This window comes from Streptomyces sp. G-G2 (assembly GCF_030063135.1).
In the GTDB taxonomy this organism is placed as follows: domain Bacteria; phylum Actinomycetota; class Actinomycetes; order Streptomycetales; family Streptomycetaceae; genus Streptomyces.
This window is the reverse complement of the sequence record NZ_JASISO010000023.1, coordinates 18247-35013: the sequence shown is the minus strand read 5'-3', so window position 1 is coordinate 35013 and position 16767 is coordinate 18247. Positions and strand designations below refer to the sequence as shown.

The 16767-nt window shown below is 73.8% G+C and carries 12 protein-coding genes; 5 read left to right on the top strand and 7 right to left on the bottom strand.

Annotation, left to right across the window (positions count from 1 at the left end):
• Positions 1-90: 90 nt before the first annotated feature.
• Positions 91-5457 (top strand): pullulanase-type alpha-1,6-glucosidase, encoded by a 5367-nt coding sequence (gene pulA / locus QMF80_RS19425; RefSeq protein WP_283454999.1) that lies wholly within the window; start codon positions 91-93, stop codon positions 5455-5457.
• Between the two features lie 25 nt (positions 5458-5482).
• Here pulA and QMF80_RS19420 read toward each other — a convergent pair whose 3' ends face one another.
• Positions 5483-6019 (bottom strand): GNAT family N-acetyltransferase, encoded by a 537-nt coding sequence (locus tag QMF80_RS19420; RefSeq protein WP_283454997.1) that lies wholly within the window; start codon positions 6017-6019, stop codon positions 5483-5485.
• A 10-nt stretch (positions 6020-6029) separates the two neighbouring features.
• Positions 6030-6752, bottom strand: a complete 723-nt coding sequence (locus QMF80_RS19415; protein WP_283454994.1) for a TetR/AcrR family transcriptional regulator — start codon at positions 6750-6752, stop codon at positions 6030-6032.
• 108 nt (positions 6753-6860) lie between these two features.
• Here QMF80_RS19415 and QMF80_RS19410 point away from each other — a divergent pair, with 108 nt between their 5' ends.
• The gene (locus QMF80_RS19410) at positions 6861-7349 is read left to right on the top strand and encodes a hypothetical protein (protein WP_283454991.1); all 489 of its coding nucleotides are present in this window, start codon (positions 6861-6863) and stop codon (positions 7347-7349) included.
• Between the two features lie 289 nt (positions 7350-7638).
• A complete protein-coding gene (locus QMF80_RS19405; protein ID WP_283454990.1) occupies positions 7639-8721 on the top strand; it encodes an outer membrane protein assembly factor BamB family protein in 1083 nt (360 codons plus the stop codon).
• 63 nt (positions 8722-8784) lie between these two features.
• Here the strand turns inward: QMF80_RS19405 and QMF80_RS19400 are convergent, their stop codons facing one another.
• The 5 genes from QMF80_RS19400 to QMF80_RS19380 all read right to left on the bottom strand — a co-directional run bounded on the left by QMF80_RS19400 (position 8785) and on the right by QMF80_RS19380 (position 14356).
• The gene (locus QMF80_RS19400; RefSeq protein ID WP_283455153.1) at positions 8785-9831 is read right to left on the bottom strand and encodes a PDR/VanB family oxidoreductase; all 1047 of its coding nucleotides are present in this window, start codon (positions 9829-9831) and stop codon (positions 8785-8787) included.
• Positions 9831-10730, bottom strand: a complete 900-nt coding sequence (locus tag QMF80_RS19395) for a metal-dependent hydrolase (protein ID WP_283454988.1) — start codon at positions 10728-10730, stop codon at positions 9831-9833. The genes QMF80_RS19400 and QMF80_RS19395 overlap by 1 nt, the downstream gene beginning before the upstream one ends.
• A 109-nt stretch (positions 10731-10839) precedes the next feature.
• The gene (locus QMF80_RS19390) at positions 10840-12780 is read right to left on the bottom strand and encodes a hypothetical protein (protein ID WP_283454986.1); all 1941 of its coding nucleotides are present in this window, start codon (positions 12778-12780) and stop codon (positions 10840-10842) included.
• Between the two features lie 155 nt (positions 12781-12935).
• Positions 12936-13730: a tyrosine-protein phosphatase gene (locus QMF80_RS19385; RefSeq protein WP_283454984.1), complete on the bottom strand. Its 795-nt coding sequence runs from the start codon at positions 13728-13730 to the stop codon at positions 12936-12938.
• A 35-nt stretch (positions 13731-13765) separates the two neighbouring features.
• Positions 13766-14356, bottom strand: a complete 591-nt coding sequence (locus QMF80_RS19380) for a rhomboid-like protein (protein ID WP_283454983.1) — start codon at positions 14354-14356, stop codon at positions 13766-13768.
• 87 nt (positions 14357-14443) lie between these two features.
• Here QMF80_RS19380 and QMF80_RS19375 point away from each other — a divergent pair, with 87 nt between their 5' ends.
• Together QMF80_RS19375 and QMF80_RS19370 are read left to right on the top strand one after the other, a co-directional pair.
• The gene (locus QMF80_RS19375) at positions 14444-15220 is read left to right on the top strand and encodes a hypothetical protein (protein WP_283454981.1); all 777 of its coding nucleotides are present in this window, start codon (positions 14444-14446) and stop codon (positions 15218-15220) included.
• A gap of 60 nt (positions 15221-15280) precedes the next feature.
• Entirely contained in the window at positions 15281-16759 is a 1479-nt protein-coding gene (locus QMF80_RS19370) for a PepSY-associated TM helix domain-containing protein (protein ID WP_283454979.1), read from the top strand.
• The last annotated feature ends 8 nt before the right edge of the window (positions 16760-16767 follow it).

The window sequence follows — 16767 nt, the reverse complement described above, 5'->3', positions numbered from 1 at the left end:
CCCCATGATCCGGGGCCGCCCGGCACCATCAGCCCCGCCACCGCCGGGCGGCCCTCACCCCGTACCCGTCGTACCCGAGGAGACCCTGCCTTGATACGCCCAGCCGCAGGAATCGTCGCCGCCGCCCTGGCCGTGACGTTCCTGCCCGCCCTCCCCGCGGCGGCCGCCGCCAAGGCTCCCGCCCCGCCCTCGGACGCCACCATGGCGGCGCAGCCCGCCCGGCACGACCTGACCCGGGAGCAGTTCTACTTCGTCCTCCCCGACCGGTTCGCGAACGGCGACCCGCGCAACGACCGGGGCGGCCTGACCGGCAGCCGCTCGCAGACCGGCCTGGACCCCACCGACAAGGGGTTCTACCAGGGCGGCGACCTCAAGGGGCTGACCGACCGGCTCGACTACATCAAGGGGCTGGGCACCACCGCCATCTGGATGGCGCCCCTCTTCAAGAACCAGCCGGTGCAGGGGGCGGGGGCCAGCCAGTCGGCGGGCTACCACGGGTACTGGATCACCGACTTCACCCAGGTCGACCCGCACTTCGGGACCAACGCCGACCTGGAGCGGCTGATCGACAAGGCCCACGGCAAGGGGATGAAGGTCTTCTTCGACGTCATCACCAACCACACGGCCGACGTCGTCGACTACAAGGAGAAGTCCTCCTCCTACCTCTCCAAGGGGGCCTTCCCCTACCTCACCAAGGACGGGGTGCCGTTCGACGACTCGGACTACGCCGACGGCAAGCGCGCCTTCCCCCAGACCAGCCCCGCCTCCTTCCCCCGCACCCCGGTCGTGGGCGCCGGGAAGGAGAAGGCGAAGGTCCCCGCCTGGCTGAACGACCCGCAGATGTACCACAACCGGGGTGATTCCACCTTCGCGGGCGAGTCCGCCGAGCAGGGCGACTTCTCCGGGCTCGACGACCTGTGGACCGAGCGTCCCGAGGTGGTCGGCGGGATGGAGAAGATCTACGAGAAGTGGGTGCGGGACTTCGACATCGACGGGTTCCGCATCGACACCGTCAAACACGTCGACCTGCCGTTCTGGACGCAGTGGGCGACCGCCCTCGACGCGTACGCCGCCCGGCAGGGACGGCCGAAGTTCTTCATGTTCGGCGAGGTGTACTCCGCCGACACGGCCGTGACGTCGCCGTACGTCACCCAGGGGCGCCTCGACGCCACCCTCGACTTCCCGCTCCAGGACGCGATCCGGGCGTACGCCGCCCAGGGCGCCGGAGCCGGACGGCTGGCCTCCGTACTCGGCGAGGACTACCGCTACACCAGCGACAAGGCCAACGCCTACGAGCAGGTGACCTTCCTCGGCAACCACGACATGGGCCGCTTCGGGTCCTTCCTGAAGCAGGACCGCCCGGGCGCGGGGGAGCAGGAGCTGCTCGACCGCTACCGGCTCGCCAACGAGCTGATGTTCTTCTCCCGGGGCAACCCGGTGATCTACTACGGCGACGAGCAGGGCTTCACCGGCGCGGGCGGCGACAAGGACGCCCGGCAGTCGATGTTCGCCTCCAAGACGCCCGACTACCTGGACGACGACCAGCTCGGCACGGCCCGCACCCACGAGAGCGACGCTTACGATCCGGGGCACCCGCTCTACCAGCAGATCAGTGCTCTCTCGAAGCTGACGAAGGCCCACCCCGCCCTGCGCGACGGCATCCAGAGCGAACGCCTCGCCGACGGCTCCGTCTACGCCTTCGCCCGTACGGACGCCCGCACCCGCACCGAGTACCTGGTCGCCGCCAACAACGGCGCCGCCCCGCGCACCGTGGAACTCGACACCCCCGCGGGCGCCGCCTACACCGCCCTCTACGGCGGCGCGGGCACCACCACCGCGTGGGCCTCCTCCACCGGCAAGCTGACCGTCTCGGTGCCCGCCCTCGGCTCGGTCGTCCTCAAGGGCGTCGCCCCGCTCCCGGCCCCGACGACCCGCCCCGCGGTCACGCTCACCCCGCCCGCCCCCGGCGCCACCGGCGCCGTGGACCTGTCCGCCACCGTCAGCGGCGGCGGCCTCAACCGGGTCGTCTTCGCCGCCCAGAGCGGCACCGGCCCCTGGCAGGTCCTCGGCTCCGCCGACCACGCCCCGTACAAGGTCACCCAGCACGTCACCGCCCCCCAGGGCACCCCGCTGCGCTACAAGGCCGTCGTCATCGACGCCTCCGGCCGCACCGCGAGCGCCCTCGCCGCCTCCGTCGCCGGGCAGGCCCCGCCGCCCGAGGTCCCCGCCGCCACCCAGCGCGACTACGCCGTCGTCCACTACAACCGCCCCGACGGCGACTACACGAACTGGCGGCTCTACGCCTGGGGCGACCTCGCGGACGGGGAAACCACCACCTGGCCCGCCGGGCACGACTTCACCGGTCGCGACGCCTACGGCGCCTTCGCCTACGTCAAGCTCAAGCCCGGCGCCAGCAGCGTCAGTTACCTGGTCATCGACAAGGGCGGTGCCAAGGACGTCGCCGCCGACCGCACCATCGAGGTGAGCAAGACCGGCGAGATCTGGCTGGAGCAGGGCAAGGAAGCCGCCCGCACCGACCGCCCCGGCTACCCGCCGCAGGACCAGGACAAGGCCGTCCTCCACCTCAAGCGCGCCGACGGCGCCTACGACGGCTGGGGCCTGCACGTCTGGACCGGCGCCGCCACCCCCACCGACTGGTCGAAGCCGCTGCTCCCCGTCCGCACCGACTCCTACGGCGCGGTGTACGAGGTCCCGCTCGCCCCGGGCGCCACCTCGCTCAGCTACATCCTCCACAAGGGCGACGAGAAGGACCTGCCCACCGACCAGTCCCTCGACCTCAAGGCCACCGGCCACGAGGCCTGGCTGCTCGCCGGCCGGCAGAAGTACCTGCTGCCGCAGCCCGCCGGATCCGCCGCCGCCCTCGACCTCACCAAGGCCGAGGCCGTCTGGATCGACCGGGACACCCTCGCCTGGAAGGCCCCGCCCGCCGCCGCCTCCGTCCAGCTCCTCGCCTCCCGCGAGGGCACGGTCAAGGCCGCGGGCGGCGCCCTCACCGGCGCCGAGCGCGCGCAGTGGCTGCGACTGGCCCCGGCCGCACTGACCGACGCGCAGAAGCAGAAGTTCCCGCACCTGGCGGCGTACCCCGCCTTCACCGTCGACCCCCGGGACCGCGACCGGGTCCGGGACGCCCCGCGCGGCCAGCTCGTCGCCAGTGCCCGGGCCGCGAGCGGCGCCGTACTCGCCGCCACCGGGGTCCAGTTGGCGGGCGTACTCGACGACCTGTACGCCAACACCACCCCGCTCGGTCCCACCTTCTCCGCCCGCGGCCCCCGGCTCGCGCTCTGGGCCCCCACCGCCCAGCAGGTCGCCCTCGAACTCGACGGCGGCGCCCGTACGGTCCCCATGCGCCGCGACGACGCCACCGGCGTCTGGTCGGTGGACGGTGACCGCTCCTGGGCGGGCAAGCGCTACCGCTACGCGGTGACCGTCTGGGCCCCCAGCGTCCAGCGGGTCGTGCGCAACCTGGTCACCGACCCCTACTCCACCGGCTTGACCACCGACTCCACCTACAGCCTGGTCACCGACCTGGCCGCGCCCGCGCTCCAGCCGCCCGGCTGGCGCGAGCTGCGCAAACCCGCGCCCGTCCCCTTCACCTCGGCCCAGATCCAGGAACTCCACATCCGCGACTTCTCCGTCGCCGACCCCACCAGCAAGCACCCCGGCCAGTACCTGGCCTTCACCGACGCCGACTCGGCGGGTATGAAGCACCTGCGCTCACTCGCCGCCGCCGGAACCTCCTACGTCCACCTCCTGCCCGCCTTCGACATCGCGACCATCCCCGAGAACCCGGCCGACCGCACCACCCCCGCCTGCGACCTCACGGTCTACGCCCCCGACTCCCAGGAGCAGCAGGCCTGCGTGGCGGCCGCCGCCGCCAAGGACGCCTACAACTGGGGCTACGACCCGCTCCACTACACCGTCCCGGAAGGCTCGTACGCCAGCGACCCCAACGGCACCGCCCGTACGGTCGAGTTCCGCCGCATGGTCCAGTCCCTCAACAGCACCGGCCTGCGCACCGTGATGGACGTGGTCTACAACCACACCGCCGCCTCCGGCCAGTCCGACCTCTCCGTCCTGGACCGGGTCGTCCCCGGCTACTACCAGCGCCTGCTCGCCGACGGCTCCGTCGCCACCAGCAGCTGCTGCTCCAACACCGCCACCGAGAACGCCATGATGGGCCGCCTCGTCGTCGACTCGGTGGTCACCTGGGCCAAGGAGTACAAGGTCGACGGCTTCCGCTTCGACCTCATGGGCCACCAGCCGAAGGCGAACATCCTCGCCGTGCGCGCCGCCCTCGACGCGCTCACCCCCGCCAAGGACGGGGTCGACGGGAAGAAGATCGTCCTCTACGGCGAGGGCTGGAACTTCGGCGAGGTCGCCGACGACGCCCGCTTCGTCCAGGCCACCCAGAAGAACATGGCGGGCACCGGCATCGCCACCTTCTCCGACCGCGCCCGCGACGCCGTCCGCGGCGGCGGCCCCTTCGACGAGGACCCGCGCGTCCAGGGCTTCGCCTCCGGCCTGTACACCGACCCCAACGCAAGCCCCGCCAACGGCACCCCGGAACAGCAGCTCAGCCGGCTCCGGCACGCCCAGGACCTGATCAAGGTCGGCCTCACCGGCAACCTCGCCGGGTACGCCTTCACGGACAGCACCGGGCGCCGGATCACCGGCGCCCAGCTGGACTACAACGGCCAGGGCGCCGGATACGCGGCGGCCCCGGGCGACGCCCTCGCCTACGCCGACGCCCACGACAACGAATCGCTGTACGACGCCCTGAAGTTCAAGCTCCCGCCCGCCACCTCCACCGCCGACCAGGCCCGCGCGCAGGTCCTCGCCATGGCCACGGCCACCCTCTCCCAGGGCCCCTCGCTCTCCCAGGCCGGGACCGACCTGCTCCGATCGAAGTCCCTGGACCGCAACTCCTTCGACAGCGGCGACTGGTTCAACGCCATCCACTGGGACTGCCGCGACGGCAACGGCTTCGGCCGGGGCCTGCCGCCCGCCGCCGACAACCGCGCCAAGTGGCCCTACGCCGCGCCCCTGCTGACGGCCCCGGCCCCGTCCTGCGCGGACACCACGGGAGCCTCGGCCGCCTACCGTGACCTGCTGGGCATCCGCACCACGGAACCCGCCTTCGCCCTGACCAGCACGGCGGCGGTCCAGTCGCAGCTGGCCTTCCCGCTCGCGGGCCCGGCGGAGACCCCCGGGGTGATCACCATGACCCTCGGGGACCTGGTGGTGGTCTTCAACGCCACGCCCGCCACCCAGCACCAGCGCGCCGGCGCCCTCGCGGGACGCCCGTACGTCCTCCATCCGCGCCAGGCCACGGGCGCCGATCCGGTGGTGAAGTCCTCGGCGTACGACGCCACGACCGGCGAGTTCACCGTCCCGGCCCGCACGGTGGCCGTCTTCACGGCGAAGGGGGCCCGCTGAGCCGCATGACGTGACTCCCGCGGGGTCAGACCACGGTGAGGCGGTCCAGCCGTTTCTCCAGCAGGATCACCCCGTACAGTCGCCCGTCCGAGGCCTGCTTCGACGGGAACTCCCCGACCACCCGGTAGCCCGCGCCCTGGTAGTACGCGAGCAGTCGGGGGTTGGTGGAGACGCAGTCCAGCCGTACGCGTTCCAGCCCGGCCCGGGCGATGCGCCGCTCCGCGTGTTCGAGCAGCCGCCGCCCGGCCCCGGCGGGCGCGGCCTCGCGCTCCACCATCAGCCGGTGCACGTACCCGGCGACCGGCGGCTGGACGCCCCAGGCCTCCTCGTCGGACCACCACAGTTCGTACGCCCCGCACACCCGCCCGTCGGTGTCGGCGCCGATCCACACCTCGCCGTCGCGCATCCGGGCGCGGAAGTGCGAGGTGTCCTTCTCTCCCGGTTTCCACTGGTCGATCCCTTGCGCCCGCATCCACCGCGCGGCCCGGTCGTACAGCGCCACCAGCGTGGCCGCGTCCTTCTCCTCGGCCTGCCGGAACAAGATCCCGTCATCAATGATCACGCGGTCATTATCACCGCGGGTGCGGGACCGGTCGCGCGGGCGTGACGGGGACGAACGCCGTGAGCCGCCGCACCAGTTCACCGAACGGTCCGTCGGCGGGCTCGTCCGTCAGGATGCGCACCAGCAGCCCGGCCATCTCCTCGTCGTAGGCCGCGCTCACCGCGGCCAGCGCGGCGAAATCGTGCACGAGCTGCAACTCCAGCTCGGCGCGCGGGATCCTGCGCCCGTCCAGCCAGATCAGCGCGGTGGACTCCGCGAGCGAGACCCATGAGCGCACGACCAGCTCCAGCCGGGCGGGCGGCCGCTGGACGCCGAGGTGGCCGATGATCTGCTCGTAGGCGGCCTGCCGGACCTCGTCGATCATGGCGTTGGTCCGGCTGGAGCCGACCGCGGGGCCGCCGCGCATCAGGGCCGAGAAGCCGGGGCCGTGCTCGTCCACGAAGGCGAAGTAGCGCCCCATGACCCGCAGCAGCCGGGCTCCCAGCGGGCCTTCGTGGGGTTCGGTGAACCGGGCGGCCAACTCGTCGGCGGCGCGCCGCAGCGCGGCCTCGTACAGGCTCAACTTGCCCGGAAAGTAGTGGTACACGAGCGGCCGGGATATCCCGGCGGCCGCGGCGATCTCGTCGATCGACACCTCGTCGGGGGACCGGTGGCTGAACAGCTCCAGCGCCACGCCGATCAGCTGCTGCCGCCGCTCCTCGACACCCATTCTGCGTCGCACCCCGGTTGTCATGCGAACACCCTACGGGTAGTGCGTCCCAGCTGGCATCCGCTATCTTGAACGCGTTCAACTGAACGCGTTCAACACTCATGCTCTTGCGTCCGGAACGGGGGTACGGCGATGACCGGCATGCCGGGAGCCGCGGGGTGGGCCCGGAGGATCCGGGAGGGCGGGAACGGGGCCTCCTGGGAGCAGCGCGCGCTGGCGCTGGGCGCCGCGTTCTTCGGGGCGTTCGTGGCCTTCCTCGGGTGCCTGGAGTTCGACGTCGGGATCGTGTGCCTCGTGCCCGCGACCCCGCTGGTGCTGCCGGTCCTCGTGTTCCGCCGTCGCGCGGAGTTCCGCCTGGCGGCGCTGATCGTGGGCGCCCTCTACCTCTTCTTCGGCGTGTTCGGCTTCATGCTGGGCCTGGTCTTCTTCCTGCCCTGCGGCGTGCTGCTCCTGCTCGCCGCCGTCGCCGACGGCTACCGCCGGCCCGTGACCGCGGCCCTCCTGACAGTCATCGGCTTCCTCGTGCTGGCGGTGACGCTGTGGTGGCTCGGCTCCGCCGCGTGGAGCCACTCCACCGCCACGGGGGCCGGCGGCGGATCCGCCGTCAGCGGCGCGCCCTGACCCTCTCCCGTACAGGGTCGCGGTCGGGTGGTCGGAGAACTCTTCGGTTTCCCCGGGAGGCCAACCGTTATGGTCGCCGTGACCATGAGAGTTGTGAGAAGGGGGAGCGATGGGCCGGACAGGCAGGATGCGACGATGGGCCGTTGCCGCGGCGGGAGTCGCGCTGGGGGCAACGGCGTTGGTCGCTTGTGGAGACGGTGGCTCATCGGACGCGAAGTCGTCCGGCGAGTCCGCGGAACCGTCCCGTGCGACGACGGGGAAACCGATCCGTCCGGCGTTCGACCCGCCCGTGCGCTTCGGCGGGCCCGCGGTCGAACTGCCGCATGCGCGCCAGCCGAGTACGACGAGCGGCGGAGCGGCACGGCCCGCGGTCACGCTCGCCGACGGGGTCGCCTACGTCACCGCCGAGGAGGGGCTTGAGGCGATCGACACCGAGGGGGGTGCGCCTCGATGGAACGTGAGCACGAAGTACCCCGCGGAGAAGGGCGGGTTCGGAAGCAACCGCGCCGCTCCCCTCGTCTCGGCCGACGGCAAAACGGTGTACGCCGCCTGGAACAGGGAGGTGAAGGGTGCGGGGACGACGCCGGATCGAGCCGTGATCGAGGTGCTGGCCGTTGATACGGCCAGCGGCAGGACGGCGTGGTCGGCCGAGATCGCGGCCGCTCCCAGCGCCACCGGGCTCGGCGCCGCGCCCATCGGGGCCGACGAGATCCTCGCGCCGCAGATCGTGGGAGTCGACGCCGTCACGGCGCTCGTCACCGCGGCTGATACGACGTATGCCGTCGAACCCGCCGCGGGCACCGTCCGCTGGAAGAAGTCTGCCTTTCGCGCCGTGGCCCTGGCCGACGGCGTCGTCGCCGGCGGTGAGGAGACGGGGTACGGCGAAGGAAGGCTGCTGGGACTCGCCGCGGCCACGGGCGAACAGCGGTGGACCGTGGCCGGGGCGCGGCAGCCGGCCGCGGCCGCGCCCCGGCTGCTGAGCGCGACCCTCACGGACAAGACGCTCGTCGTGGACGCCGTCAGCGGTGAGCAGCGAGTGGCGCTCGACGGCAGGGGCTGGCGCTGCCGCTACGACGCACAGTCCCTGGTCCTGTGCTCCAGGTACGGATACGGGGCGGCGGACCGCGGGATCACGGTGTTCGACGCCGCTTCGGTTAAGAAGCGGTGGGCCCTGCCCGACGGTTCCGGACGGAAGGTGGCGAAGGTCGACGGATTCTGGCACGGCGCCGTGTACGGGGAGGTGGGCGACGAGCCGATCGTGCTGGACGGCGCGACGGGACAGGATCGTCAGACGTCGGCCGGCGCGCCGCCCTACGAGATCGATCGGTACGGCGGTGTCGTGGGATCCAGTTTCCATCGCGCCGCGGGCTGACGTGGGCGGATCCCCGGGGTGAGCCCCGTCGGCCTGGGGCGACGGGGCGGTGAACGCCGCCCGCTACAGGTCCAGGGTCAGGTGCCCGCCCCGGGCCCGGGACACGCACAGCAGCATCGACGTCCCCCGCTCCGTGTCCGTGAGCAGGTCGTCGCGGTGGTCCACCTCGCCCGCCAGCACCCGGTGCTGGCAGGTCCCGCAGAAGCCCTGCTCGCAGGAGTACGGGGTGTGGGGCAGCGCCCGCCGCACCGCCGCCAGGGTGGTGCTGTCCGCCGCCACCTCGACCGTGCGTCCCGAGCGCTGGAGGGTCACCGTGAACGGCTGCTCCGCCCCGGACGCGGCGGCCGGGGCGAACCGTTCCAGCCGGACCTCCACGCCCGGCCCGGCCGCCGCCGTGACCGCCGCCATCAGCGGGTCCGGCCCGCAGCAGTAGACGGGGGTGCCCGCCGGGAGCCCGCCCAGCCAGGCCAGGTCGGGCAGGCCCGCCTCGTCCTCGGCGACCACCGTGACCCGTTCCCCGTACTCGGCCAGCTCGTCCAGGAACGGCATCGAGGCCCGGGACCGCCCGCCGTACAGCAGGGTCCACCCGGCGCCCGCCGCCGTGGCCGCGCGCAGCATCGGCAGGACCGGGGTGATCCCGATCCCGCCCGCGACGAACACGTAGGAGCGGGCCGGGACCAGCTCGAACCGGTTGCGCGGCGGCCGCAGCTCCAGCTCCGAGCCCTCCGTCAGCTGCTCGTGCGCCTCGCGCGAGCCCCCGCGCCCGTCCTCGATCAGGCGGATCGCGAGGGTGTAGCGGCCGGAGGCGGCCGGGTCCCCGCACAGCGAGTACTGGCGCACCAGCCCCGACGGGAGCGTGATGTCGATGTGCGCGCCCGGGCTCCACGGCGGCAGCTCGGCGGATTCCAGGACCAGGTGGAGCACCCCTTCGACCGGCTCCGTACGGGAGACGATCAGCGCGCGCAGGGTCCGGCGCGGCGAGTGCCCCGAGACGGGCCGCTCCAGGGCCGGGAGCGGCCACAGGGGCGAGCGCTCGATCCGCCGCCGCAGGGCCCGTTTGGCCAGCCAGGCCGCCCCCGCCACGGCGGTCGCGGTGGCCGCGCGCCGCATCACCGGGCGCCGCCGTTCGCGCCGGGCGAGGTGGCCAGGTAGGCCTCCGCCTGGGCCGTCGAGCCCTCCTGCGAGGGGTGGTAGGAACGGGACAGGTAGGAGGGGATCGACTTCAGCATCGCGCCCGTGGACGGCAGTACGCCCTGCTGCCCGGCCTGGAAGAACCGGGCGAAGGAGGCCTTCGCGTGCGGCAGGTGCGGGTCGTTCTCCATGAAGAAGCGGGCGCCGCGCTGCCAGAGGAACACCAGCGCGGTGAAGGCGGTCGCCCAGGTCCTGGCCCGGCGGCGGTAGCTGCCGTCGATGTGCATGAACAGCTCGAAGGCCACGGCCCGGTGCTCGACCTCCTCCGCCCCGTGCCAGCGCAGCAGGTCCAGCATCACCGGGTCCGCGCCCCGCCGGTCCAGCTCGTCGGCGTTCAGGATCCAGTTCCCGAGGAAGGCGGTGTAGTGCTCGATCGCCGCGATCGTCGCCACCCGCTCCTTGAGCCACCACTCGCGGGCCCGGCCCGGCGGCAGGGTGCGGTCCCCGAGGAGCTTCTCGAAGAGCCAGTCCACCTGCGCGGTGTAGGGGGTGGGATCCAGGCCCAGCCGCTTGAGGTGGGGGAGTACGTCGTCGTGCGCGGCGGCGTGCATGGCCTCCTGGCCGATGAAGCCGATCACGTCCGTCCGCAGCCGCTCGTCCGTGATGTATGGCAGTACCTGCTTGTACACGTGGACGAACCACCGTTCGCCCGCCGGGAGCAGCAGGTGCAGCACGTTCATGGTGTGCCCGGCGAAGGGGTCGCCGGGGAGCCAGTGCAGCGGGGTGTCCTCCCAGGAGAAGGACACGTTCCGGGCCTTGAGCCCTATGTGCTCCGACGCCACGGGTGCGGGTGCAGGTGCGGACGGCGTATTAGACATGGCGTCAATGTACTGATGGGTAGCGCCCGCGCAACACCCCTGTGCACGGATTCCCGCGCCGGGGGCCCGCCGGGTCACTGCCGGGCCCCCGGCGGGCCGTCGTGGGGTCCTACCGCAGGACACCCGCCTTCGTACCGTCCGTCAGCTTCCCGGACAGCTCCACCTGCGCGCCCTCCGGCGCCTTCACCGCCAGCCGGGTGCCCGTCGCCGTCCCGGTCGCCCCGCCCGTCACCGACAGGGAGGTGAACTGGGCCGTGCCCGCCGCCAGTACGTACCAGTGGCCGCCCTGCGACTTCCACAGCACGCCCGCCAGGACCCGGGGCTCCCGCGGCCCGCACGCCGGGGAGCCCTCCGCCTTGGCCGCCTGCGCCGCCACCTGCGCGCCCGGGGCCAGGAACTGCGCCTGCACCCGGTCCGCCGTGCCCCGCCAGGTCTCCGCCCGGGTGCACAGCCAGGCCGCCGTGCCGTTGCCCTCCGGGAGCGGCTGGCGGGCGTACGGCCACGAGTTGACCGTACGCACGCCGTGCGAGCGGACCGAGGGCAGCAGGCACGCGATACGCGACCACTCGCTCAGCTCGGCCGTCTGCGTCACGTCCTTGGCTGCGCCCGGTGCGCCCGAGGTCAGCCGGGCCGGGGTCAGCTCGCCCAGGTCGGTGACCAGCCGGGGCCCGGCCGCCGTGTCCAGGGCCAGGGCGTTCCAACTGGTGCAGGAGCCCGCCGGAGCCGGACCCGGCACGGGCGCGGTGATCCCCTCCGGGGTCAGCCGCAGCACGGCCGGGGCCTCGGCGGGCTTGAGCAGGTCCCGTACGGACGCCCCCGTCACCCACGGCGCCGTCAGGTACCGGACGTTGCCGTCCACCCGGCTCAGCACCAGGGCCGTGGCCGTCTCCGCCGAAGCCCCGTCGGTACGGGCGAAGTCCAGGGCCGCGCCGGAGGTGCCGGAGACCGGCTCCGCGTACCGCACCACGCGCAGCCCGTCGTACATCAGCACCACCACCGCCTGGTCCACCGCGCCCGCGAACAGCAGCTGCGGCGGGCCCATCGGCGGACCCGAGGGGGTGCCGGGGGTGGCCGACACCATCACCGAGGCGCCCGGCCGGGCCCAGACGGCCAGCGCCCGGCGCAGCAGCTCCTTGTCGTCCACCCGGCCGCCGCGGGCGGGCCAGCCGGCGAAGTCGGCGCGGTCGGACGTACGCCAGGCGGTCGCGGCCGCGCGGGTCACCTCGGCCGGATCCAGGGCCTGTTCGGCGGCGGCGTTGCGGGCGTACGAGGGCGCGGCGGCCCCGTCGGAACCCCAGCCTCCGCCCGGCAGCCCGAGCAGCGCCCCGCACACCAGCAGCGCGGCGCCCGCGGCGAGCGACCCGCGCACCCAGCGGCGGCGGCGCAGCAGATCGGTCGGGCGGGCCTGGAGTACGCAGGGGTCGAACTCGGCGGAGCCGAACAGGGCGTCGTTCTCCGGCCCCCCGGCCGCGGTGAGCGCGGCCTGCGGGTCCACCACCCCGGCCTCGGCCAGGACGCACAGCACGTCCACCTCGGACAGCCGCTCCAGCGCGCGCAGCACGCAGGCGGCCCGGGCGGGCCCGTCGAGCGTGGCCAGCCACTGGTCCAGGGCCAGCTCCTCGGCCCCGCCGGAACGGGGGAACAGCCGCAGCCCCCACACCTGCGGCAGGGCGGGCGGCAGCTGCGCGCGGTGGGGCAGGGCGCGGAAGGTCAGCGGCAGCCCGGCCTCCAGCGCGGCGCGCAGCACCCGCAGCCGGACGTACGCGTATCCGGCGTCGGACCCCGGGTCGGCGTCCTGCGCCCCGCGCTGGAACGGCACCAGCCCGTGCGTGGCCCCGGCCCCCTCCCGGCCCCGGGGCAGGGCCCGCTGGGTGAGCGAGTGGGCGGTGAGCACGCGGCGGTTGCGCCCGAGGGAGGGCGGCAGCACGAGGTACGCGAGCCGCACGAGCCGCGGGTAGTGCTCGACGATGGCGGCCTCGGCCCGCTCGACGTCGACTCCGGCGTCGAGGGGATGCGGGCGGGTACGGGTGGCGGTGTCCGGCGCAGTCACATTCAGCAGAACGAGCGAATCCCCGCCAGGTCACCCACCCGGCGGCCCCCCGTCCGAGCGCCGACCCCGTTTCGCCCCGGGTGCCACCTCGCCCCGGCCGGGCCATTTCAGCCCCGCGGGGAGCCGGCGCCCCCGGACATTGCGACGGCTCGCCGCTAGGCGATGAGGCGGGTGCGCAGGGCGGCCACCGTGTCGTCCGGGACGCCCAGGCCCTCCCGGACGTACTTCTCCATCGACCCGTACCGCACCGCGACCTCGTCCAGCGCCGCCCCCAGGTACTCCGGCACCACCCCGATCAGCGCGATCGCGATGTCCGGGTTGCCGCCCGCCGCGGTGAAGCCCTCGATCATCGGCGCGAAAGCCTTCCGCACCGCCGGGTTCACCGACAGGTACTCCGCCATCAGCGTGTCGTCGTCCGCCCCCAGCAGGGACAGGACCACCGTCGCGCCCCACCCCGTACGGTCCTTGCCCGCCGTGCAGTGGAACAGCACCGGCCCGGACGCCTCGTCCGCCAGCTCCGTCAGCAGCATCCGGTACGCGTCCCGCCCGGAGCCGGAGCTGACGAACGACCGGTACGTCTCCGCGAACAGCGCCTCCACCCTGCCCCCGCCCAGGTGCTGCTCCGCCACCACCGGGTCCGACAGCAGGTCCTTCAGCTGCGCGGCCGCCGGCATCGCACCCGAGTTCACCTTGTCGGCGAGTACGTCGCCCACCAGCACCCGCGCCCCCTCCGGCACCACGTCGGGGTGGTCCAGCCGCTCGGCGTCGGTGCGGAAGTCGATGACCGTGCGCACCCCCAGCGCCGCCATCACCGGATCCGCGACGAGGTCGAGCCGGTCGAGCTGACCGGAGCGCAGGGCCAGGCCGGGACGGACCGTACGGCCGCCGGAGAGCGGGGTGCCGCCGAGGTCGCGCAGGTTGGCGACGGTGGTGGACGAGGTGGCGGTCATCGTGGGCAACTCCAGCGTCGAACGGATGGGCGGCTTCAGTATATTTTCGAATGTTTTGCCGGTGAAAGGTAATCGACGGCCAGCGAGATCCCGACGCCCAGCCCCAGTGCCACCAGGTGCCCGGCGTCGGTGAACGTCCGCTCCCGCCGCAGCACCGGCCGCAGCGCGAGCGCCAGCAGTCCCGCGCGGGCCGCGTTCCGCACCGCGCCGCGCGGCAGCGCCGAGGTGAGGGTCCCGAGCACCGCGTTGAAGCCGTAGCTGGTGCCCACGTCGACCGCCCGCCGTGTGTCCGACCCGGGCCGCCGCGCCCGCAGCATGCCGTAGACGAGCAGCGTCGCCCCGGCGTGCCCGAGCAGGAACACCCCGGCGGTCCACCAGGCGCCGTACGCGTACTCGGCGTACCCGAGCACGGCGAGCAGCAGCAGCGCGTAGGGCAGCGGCATGGGCTCCTCCATGACGAACGCGCTGCTCAGCAACGTCTCCCAGCGCCCGGCCGCGAGGTTGTCGACATTGGTCGAGCAGCCCCGCAGCACTTGCTCCCGCTCGCGCTCGCCGAGGCGCTCCAACGCGTACGCCCCGAGCTGCACCCCGCCGGTGTAGACCGGCCCCAGCAGTAGTGGATTCACCGGATCATGATCAGCCATGGGCCGGTGCCCCGCGCAACCGGTACCGGCGTTCGCGTGCGGGCCACCGGGTGGGACCATGAGCGGACCATGTCACCAGCCCCGGCGCCGCTGCGCCGCACGCGGGCCGCGATGTTCGCGGCGGTGTGTGTGGCGTTGGCCGCGCTGGGACACGCGTACATGTCCGGCCACGACCTTCCGGTTCCGGGCCTGCTGGCCGCTTTCGGCGTGACCGGCGCCCTCGCCTGGTGGGCCGCCGGTCGGCGGCGGGGGAGCGCGGCGATCGGGGGCGCGCTGCTCGTCGTACAGGGGGCGCTGCACCTGCTGTTCTCCGCCGTGGGCGAGCCGCACGCGCCGCCGCCGACGGCCCACGCTCCCACGGACATGTCCGGCATGGACCACGGCGCCCTGACCGCCGCCGCCCCGATCACCGCCGCGGACCCGATGGCCACGATGGACGCCATGCCGGGCATGGGCTCCATGCCCGGCGTGGACGGGATGGGCGGCATGGAGGGGATGGGCGCCATGGCCGCCCTCGGCGGGCACGGTGGGCTCGGGATGATCGCCGCCCACGTCCTCGCCGCGCTCTTCTGCGCGCTCTGGCTGGCCCGGGGCGAGGCCGCCGTCTTCCGGCTGGCCCGCGCGCTGGGGGCGCTCGCCGTGGTTGCTGCCGCGCCGTTGCGCCGGGCGCTGGGGATCCTACGGGCGCACCGCCCGCACACCCCCGCCCGCCCCGCGCGCCGTCGCGCGCCGGAGCCGCCGCGCGTGCCGCGCGGGGCCGTGCACGCCTATGACGTCGTCCGGCGGGGTCCGCCCGGGATGCCGCACGTCCGCGCCACGGCCCCCGGCCGTCCTGCCCGCGCCTGACCGGCGGTCCGGCGAGACCTGGGGCCGGTTTCCCCTGTCTCGCCAACCCCTAGGACCGTCATGTCCATTGAGGACATCAGGGACGCCCGCGTTCCCGCGCCCACCCCTGCCCCCGTTCCCCACCCACCGCGCCGCGGCGCCTGGGCGGCCCTGCGCCCGCTCGTCCTGCGCACGCACTTCTACGCCGGGCTGCTCATCGCCCCGCTGCTCTTCGTCGCCGCCACGACCGGGCTGATGTACGCCCTCTCCTTCCAGGCCGAGAAGATCGTCTACTCCCAGGAGCTGACCGTCGACCGCGTCGGCCAGAGCGTGCTGCCGCTCAGCGCGCAGGTCGCCGCGGCCCGGGGCGCCGCGCCGAAGGGCGAGGTCACCAGCGTCTGGCCCGCCCCCGAGGCGGACGCCACCACCCGCGTCGTCATGAAGAGCCCCGGGCTCGCGGACGGCGAGACGCTCACGGTCTTCGTCGACCCGTACACCGGGGACGTACGCGGCAGCCTCGCCACCGTCGGCGACGCGCTCCCGCTGCGCGCCTGGCTCAGCGCCTTCCACTCCAACCTCCAGCTCGGCGAGATCGGGCGCAACTACAGCGAACTGGCGGCGAGCTGGCTCTGGGTCGTCGCACTCGGCGGCCTCGCCCTGTGGATCGGCCGGGCCCGCAAGCGCCGGGCGGACCTCGTCCTTCCGGACCGCGGGGCGAGCGGGCGGCGCCGGACGCGGTCGTGGCACGGGACCGTCGGACTGTGGGCCGCGGTGGGCCTGGTGGCCCTGTCGGCGACCGGGCTGACCTGGTCGAAGTACGCCGGTGAGAACATCGGGCAGCTCCAGGACCGGCTCGGCGGCGCCACCCCGTCCGTCTCCGCCAACGTCAAGGGCGGCGCCGACGACGGCGGTGACGAGCACGCGAACCATCAGATCGACGCCAACGGTCAGATGATCATGCCGGTCGGGCCCGACGTCGGGATCGACGCGGCTGTCGCCGCGGCCCGCGCGGCCGGGGTCACCGAGCAGCTCCAGGTGACCGTGCCCGCCCAGGGCAAGGGGTACGTCGTCAAGGAGCGGGACCGCACCGCCCCCGTCCACCTCGACGCGGTCTCGGTCGACCCGGCCGACGGCGCGGTCATGGACGAACTGCGCTTCGCCGACTACCCGGTGCTCGCGAAACTGACCCGGTTCGGCATCGACGGCCACATGGGGCTGCTGTTCGGGCTGGTCAACCAGCTCGCCTTGGCCGCGCTCGCCCTCGCCGTGATGCTCCTGGTGTTCTTGGGCTACCGCATGTGGTGGCTGCGCAGGCCCACCAAGGACCGGGCGCTGTCCGTCGGCCGGGTCCAGCCGCGCGGGGCCTGGCGCAAGGCGCCGGTGACGGTGCTGCTGCCGCTGGCCGCGGTGACCGCGGTGGTCGGGTGGTTCGTGCCGATGCTCGGGATCAGCCTGCTGGGCTTCCTGGCGGTGGACATGGTGCTCGGCGCGGTGGGCCGCCGCAGGACGGGCGCCTCCGGTGCGGAGCCCGCCGACGCGAGGTCTTCCGGCACGCGCTGAGACGACGC

Coding starts and splice junctions, on each gene's coding strand:
- QMF80_RS19400 (WP_283455153.1), bottom strand. CDS start 9,831: ATGCGGCGCGCGGCCACCGCGACCGCCGTGGCGGGGGCGGCCTGGCTG.
- QMF80_RS19370 (WP_283454979.1), top strand. CDS start 15,281: ATGTCCATTGAGGACATCAGGGACGCCCGCGTTCCCGCGCCCACCCCT.
- QMF80_RS19410 (WP_283454991.1), top strand. CDS start 6,861: ATGACCGGCATGCCGGGAGCCGCGGGGTGGGCCCGGAGGATCCGGGAG.
- QMF80_RS19385 (WP_283454984.1), bottom strand. CDS start 13,730: ATGACCGCCACCTCGTCCACCACCGTCGCCAACCTGCGCGACCTCGGC.
- QMF80_RS19415 (WP_283454994.1), bottom strand. CDS start 6,752: ATGACAACCGGGGTGCGACGCAGAATGGGTGTCGAGGAGCGGCGGCAG.
- QMF80_RS19395 (WP_283454988.1), bottom strand. CDS start 10,730: ATGTCTAATACGCCGTCCGCACCTGCACCCGCACCCGTGGCGTCGGAG.
- QMF80_RS19375 (WP_283454981.1), top strand. CDS start 14,444: ATGTCACCAGCCCCGGCGCCGCTGCGCCGCACGCGGGCCGCGATGTTC.